Annotated in this window: 3 protein-coding genes and 1 tRNA gene; all 4 read left to right on the top strand. The window is 61.1% G+C overall.

What is annotated here, in order from left to right; all coding sequences use genetic code 11:
• The first annotated feature begins 312 nt into the window (after positions 1-312).
• Positions 313-648 carry a hypothetical protein gene (locus EN884_RS21690; RefSeq protein ID WP_013531580.1) on the top strand — a complete coding sequence of 112 codons (336 nt, stop codon included), beginning with the start codon at positions 313-315 and terminating at the stop codon, positions 646-648.
• A gap of 362 nt (positions 649-1,010) precedes the next feature.
• A tRNA-Ser gene (locus EN884_RS21685) sits at positions 1,011-1,100 on the top strand.
• Between the two features lie 217 nt (positions 1,101-1,317).
• Positions 1,318-2,442: a helix-turn-helix transcriptional regulator gene (locus tag EN884_RS21680; protein WP_063168011.1), complete on the top strand. Its 1,125-nt coding sequence runs from the start codon at positions 1,318-1,320 to the stop codon at positions 2,440-2,442.
• A gap of 227 nt (positions 2,443-2,669) precedes the next feature.
• On the top strand, positions 2,670-6,182 hold a 3,513-nt coding region (locus EN884_RS21675; protein WP_128360729.1), incomplete at its 3' end, for an autotransporter domain-containing protein.

Genomic DNA, 6,182 nt, shown 5'->3' with positions numbered 1-6,182 from the left:
CTCACCCGACAATACCAACGACGCTTAAAACCCCGATCCTTTGTGCGCAGGAATTGCTTATCACGGTATTAACCGATTGTGGCCGCAACCGGGCAAGATTGTGGCGTCTCCACCGTAAGAGCTCTCTGAAAAGTAACGGTTTTCGTGCTTCCACGCGAGAGATGTGATGCCCTCTGCCACAGAAAGCCTGGCTTCGCTCCTGCCCGCCGTGTCTGCCGGTTGACCGGGCTTTGTCGGGCAGCGGACCGACCGCCGGAACAAAGAAATGCGCCGCTAGTTTCATCCGCAGGGCACTCGAACAGAAGGACGAGCATGATGAAAATGACTTCATTGATGGTCGCGATCGCGATGTCGCTTTCTGCCGGGTCTGCGATCGCCGCATGTCCGGACAAGTCAGCTTCGAACACCGGGACCGATGCCGGACAGACCGCCGGTATTTCGAAAGATGGAACCCACGCGCCTTTAGAGACTCCGAAGGCCATGGGCAACGCGAACAAGCCAGCCGCCAAGGATGGCACCACGATGCCATTGGCGGGAGCTGAAGGCGGGGGCGACAAAAACCTTGCAACCTCGCAGCAGGATATCGAGGCGCAGCAGCACGGTGATAAGGCCGCGGCGGCAAAGGCGGACGAAAATTGCAAAGACTGAGGACCGTACAGGCCGGAGCCGATTTGCAGCTTCGGCCTTCCTCACCAGTAGCTGTTCCCTTGGCGAAAGTTAAATCTGCGGGATACCGCAGCTGTCCCAAGAGGCTGACCCGTAGGGATTCGCCAGTCGGCGGGCTCCTTCTTCATCATGCACCAATGGGATAGCGAGTTCCGGTGCTCGATTCCGACAAACTCAGAGCCTGCCAGGACGGCAGGAACCGACACAGTGGTGGTTGACGCAGCCCTCAATGCCGCTTTACAGGAATGAGGCGTGAACCAGCCGGGAGCGCCTTCGGTGCCAATCCGGTGCCACAGGCCAAACGAGTTGGCCCCGCGCTGCCCAAATGGTTGAAAAACCACGATGGAGGAATGGCCGAGCGGTTTAAGGCACCGGTCTTGAAAACCGGCGTGGGTGCAAGCTCACCGTGGGTTCGAATCCCACTTCCTCCGCCATTCGATCGAGAAGGGCATACAGAGCATACAGAACTGAGTACGCCGATTTCCGCCTCCGTGGACGTAAGGGTGAAGCGTCAAACATCATGTCTGCTTTCTCCTGACCTTGGGCGTCAGCACTGGTAACCCCCCTGCTCATTCGACGTTCTATCCCTTGCATCGACCGCAATCAGAGGTATGCTAACACTTCATTCTGGTTGTATATTTCGCAAGGCTTATGGGATATTCGATCTCTCACGAGCGCCTGTCGGTAGTGATCGGTCGCATATATGAGGCCGCCTACGATCAATCGATTTGGCTTGACGTGGTCCTTCAGTTGCAAGCCATGTTTCATGGCTCCAGAGCCTGTTTCTCGGGCATCGACTGGGCCAATGTCGAGGATAGCTTTTGCGTCTCACCGAGCCGCGACCCCTATTGGGACAGGATTTTCCTTGACCATTTCGCGACCAACGAACTCTTTGCGCCGCGTGTGGCCGCGCCGCTTGGCCGGGTTTTTAGCGACACCCAGTTGATTGGGCGGCACCGTATTGAACGCACCTCCGTCTGGAACGAATGGATGATGCCGCAGGACATGTATGACGGCATGTTCTGCAATCTGCGCGCGTCGGAAAAGAACTACTGGTTTTTCGACGTGCAGCGAGGCCGAGGGCAGCCGGCGTTCGACGCCGATGATCGTGCGATGCTCGCCCTGATCACGCCTCATCTGCAGCGCGCTGCGGGTTTGGGCCGACATTTCGAGGCGCGACCTGTGCTCCGATCGCTGCTCGGCCACCTGCCCTTCGCCGGCTTTATCGTCGATCCGCGCCTGCGCATCCTTGACATGAATGACGCCGCGCAAAGACTTTTGGTACAGCCGATCACTCTGCTGACGGCGAACGGTGGCCATCTGGCCACCTCCGATTCCACGCAAACCCAAATGCTGCAACGTGCGGTCGCACGAGTCTGCCGGGTGGACGAGAGCGAGTTTCCCATTTCGGCTGCCGATTTGATCTTGCGGTCGGAGCGCGGCGACCAACTGGTATTGTCGATTGGATTGTTGCCCGACGGCGAGATGTTCGGCCTGTCGGCTGGACCTTGCGCGGTGGTGCTGGCGCGCGAATCACGTTTGGCCCTGTCGACGAGCTTAGCCGATCAACTGCGAAAAACCTTTGGGCTGACAGGGAAAGAAGCTTCCGTCGCGCTCGCGCTCGCAAGCGGATTGTCCTTGAAGGAAATAGCGATCAGGGAAAACATGGCCTACGGCACCGCACGCGTTCATCTGGACAAGATTTTTCGCAAGACAGATACGCAGAGGCAGAGTCAGCTCATTGCGCTGCTGAATGCATTTCGTCTTCTGCCCTAACAAGCTGCAATAGCACATTAAGGTTCTTCGAGTGCAGGGCGTTGCGACTGTGGCGAGCCAGCGACAGTGCGCCACTCTTTGGCCGGTCTATGGCATTTGATATATATATCGCCCACCCATCATCCGTTATTGCGAATCTGAAGCACTGATTTGCTCGAAGCATTGCTTTGCTTGGGCTGTTCTGATGACGGCAGATTGCATTTATTGGACGATGGGGCGGGCCTATCATGAGACTCTACGGTTTTTCGGCAGACAAAGCCTACCCACTCGTTTCCTTGCGCGCGCAACTCCTCTCGCAGGCCAGTCGCTCGGCACTGCGTTTCGCAATCGGCATGGCCGGTTTCGCCGGCTCGGCTGTTTTCTTTTCCCCGCAGGCGCAGGCGGCATGTACGGTCACTCTGGGAACTGATGTGCAGTGCGGCACCACCTCCACGGTCAATGCCGTCAATCCGGCTGCTCCTCCCAACGACCGGGGCTATTCATTTTCTTCACCGTTTACGGCCCACCTCGCGATCGATGCCGGGGCGACGGTCAGCGGATTTGGCCTCGCGATCGAGAATACCGGCAATGGCGCCGTCATGGTCGTCAACAACGGCACGATCAGTGTCGATGCGGGCAACACGCCAACAGCCGGCGGGACCGCGGCACTCAATATCGATGCCGCCTCCAACCTGATCACGTACACAGGCAGCGGCGCGATCACCAATAACGGCAGTGGCGATGCCTTCGCAATAAAGCAGAATGGCCTGGGCTCGATCGATGTCGATGCCACCGGCGATATCACGGCGGCTGCCGGCTCAGGCATTGTGGTGCGTAACACGGCGGCGAGTGGCTCCATCGATGTCACCACGGGCGCGGTGACGGCGCTGGCTGCTGGCATGTTCGGTATCGACGTCCAGTCGTCTTCGACGGCAGGCAATCTCACGACCGTGGCGAACGGCGATGTGACGGCGGGCAATACCGGTATCTTGGGTCGAGTTTCCTCCACAGGAACTGGCAACATCGATATCACGGCGAACGGCGCCATCGACGCAGGCAACGGCATTATCGCGCAGAACTTGGGCAACGGCTCGACGACGGTGAAGGCGATGGGACCGGTCACCGCGACAATGGCGTCGGGCCTTGGCGTCTTCGCTCAGGGCCGGGGCGATGTCTCGATAACAACGGGTGCGGTGACCTCGACGGGCGGTCAGGCGGTCTATGCAATAGGGACCGGCACAGGCACAGGCACAATCGATGTGACGACCAACGGCAACGTCTCGGGCACTGCAGGCATCCTCGCAGGTAACTCCGGCACGGGCATGATCAGCGTGATCGCCAATGGTGCGGTGACCGGCACATCCTTTGACGGCATCGTCGCGAACGGTGGTGGCGCGGTGGACGTGCAGGTCGCCGGCACGGTGATGGGCGCGCGTTCCGGCCTGACCTTGATTGGTGGCGGCGGCGGCACGGGTAATCTCTCGGTGACGGGCGCGGGCGGCTTCGTCGGCGGCAGCGACGATGCGGTGAATATTCAGAACTATGGCCCGGGCACGGTCACGGTCGATATATCCGGCGCCAGCAGCTCGACGAGTGGCGGCGGCATCGTGGTGCGCGACACGGCGACGGGCGGCAACATCGGCGTCACGACGGGCGCGGTGACGGCGCTGGCTGCCGGCAGGATCGGCATCGACGTTGAGACGCTGTCGGCGACGGCCAATGTGACGATCGTGGCGAACGGCGATGTGAAGGCGGGCGGCCCCGGTATCTTCGCTGGCCTTTCCTCGGGAAGCGGCAACGTCGATGTCACGGCGAACGGCGCGATCGACGCGAGCAGCGGGATTGTCGCAGGGACTGTCGGTACAGGTTCGGTGACCGTGAAGGCGGTTGGTCCGATCACCGCGACGACTGGTCGAGGTATCGACGCTGAAAGCTCGGCCGGCAATGTCGCGGTGATAACGGGTGCTGTGAACGCAACTGCGGCTACGGCGATCTTCGCGCTCCAGGACAATCCGGTGGGCGCTGGCACGATCAATGTGACGACGAATGGCAATGTCTCGGGTACGACAGGTATCCAGGCAACCAATCTTGGCACGGGCGCGATCACGGTGATCGCCAATGGCGCGGTGACCGGAACGTCGGCCGAGGGCATCGTCGCGACGGGCAACGGCGTAGTGGATGTGCAAGTCGCCGGCACGGTGACGGGCGCGACGCGTGGCCTGACTTTGACTGGTGGGACGGGCGCCATCAACGTCGCCTCGTCGGGCGCGATCCGTAGTCTTTCCGGACTGTCCAGCGATGCGGCGATCGAGACCAATGCCGCGACGATGGCGCTCACAAACGCCGGTTCGATCGTCGGTACAGCGCAGTTTGCCGGCGGCGCGACACTGTTCGCCAACGACGGGAACTGGAACGGCGCCGGTGGAACCAGTGATTTCGGCGGTGGCGCCAGCAGGCTGGTCAACGACGGGACCGCCGTCGGTGGAAACTCCGCCGGCGTCGCGGAGACGACGCAATGGACCAATCTGTTTCAGTTCACCAATCAAGGCACCTTGACAATGGCCGACGCTGGCGCCGGCGATGTGATCCGGCAAACCGGCGGCAATGCCGCTTTCGCGACTGGCAGCATCATGGCGATCGATATCAACACGGCCGGCCAGGCCGACAGGTTCAGCACCTCCGGCACCGCGACGATCACTGGCGCGACGCTGACCGTGAACGCCGCGGGCGGCATTGCGGTGCCGGGCACCCGCTATACGGTGTTGACCGCCGATGCCGGGCTGACCGGGCAGTTCGCTGCCTTGACTGGAGTTCTCAACACCGCCTTCCTCAGGCTTGTCGATACCTATGACACCAACAACGCCTATCTCGACATCCTGAAATACCGCAACTTCACCGACGCAGCCTTGACCCGCAATCAGATCGCAACCGCTGGGGGGCTCGAGAGCCTGCCGACATCCGGATCCCTGTACAACGTCATCCTCAACCTCGCGACCGACGTGCAGGCACGTGATGCCTTCGACCAGCTCTCGGGCGAGGTGTATCCCTCGGCGCAGACTTCCCTCATCGAAGATAGCCGTCTTCTGCGCGACGCGGCGACGAACCGCATCCGGGCCGCTTTCGGTATCGTCGGTGCATCGGCCGCTCCGGTCATGGCCTACGCCGATCAGACCTATGGCGGTGCTGCGGGCGCCTATGTCTCGCTCGATCCCAATACGACCGCTGCAGTGGCGTCGGACACCGATCGCTTCGCCCTCTGGAGTCAGGGCTTTGGTTCATGGGGCCATACTGGCAGCGACGGCAATGCTGCCCGCGTTGACCGCTCGACTGGCGGTTTCCTGGCCGGCGGTGACGCCGCCATTTTCGACACCTGGCGATTGGGTATCATGGCGGGATACAGCCGCACCAACCTCGATGTGAAAGACCGCGCCTCGTCGGGCTCGAGCGACAACTATCATCTCGGCCTCTATGGCGGCACCACTTGGGATGTTGGGGGCGGCACGCTCGGCTTGCGCACCGGTACATCCTATACTTGGCACGACATCGCGACGAGCCGCTCCGTCACTTTCCCCGGTTTCAATGACAGCCTCAAGGCAGATTATCGCGCCGGAACGGCGCAGGTGTTCGGCGAACTGGGCTATGGTATCCATGCTGGAAATTTAGGCTTTGAGCCCTTCGCCAATCTCGCCTATGTGAACCTCCGGACTGACGGCTTCACCGAGACAGGCGGCGCGGCGACGCTGACAAGCGCTTCGGCAATC

The organism is Mesorhizobium sp. M7A.F.Ca.AU.001.01.1.1 (genome assembly GCF_004022735.1).
Taxonomy (GTDB): Bacteria; Pseudomonadota; Alphaproteobacteria; order Rhizobiales; family Rhizobiaceae; genus Mesorhizobium; species Mesorhizobium ciceri.
Note: the sequence above shows the minus strand (reverse complement) of the source record. Positions and strands in the feature narration are given on the sequence as shown.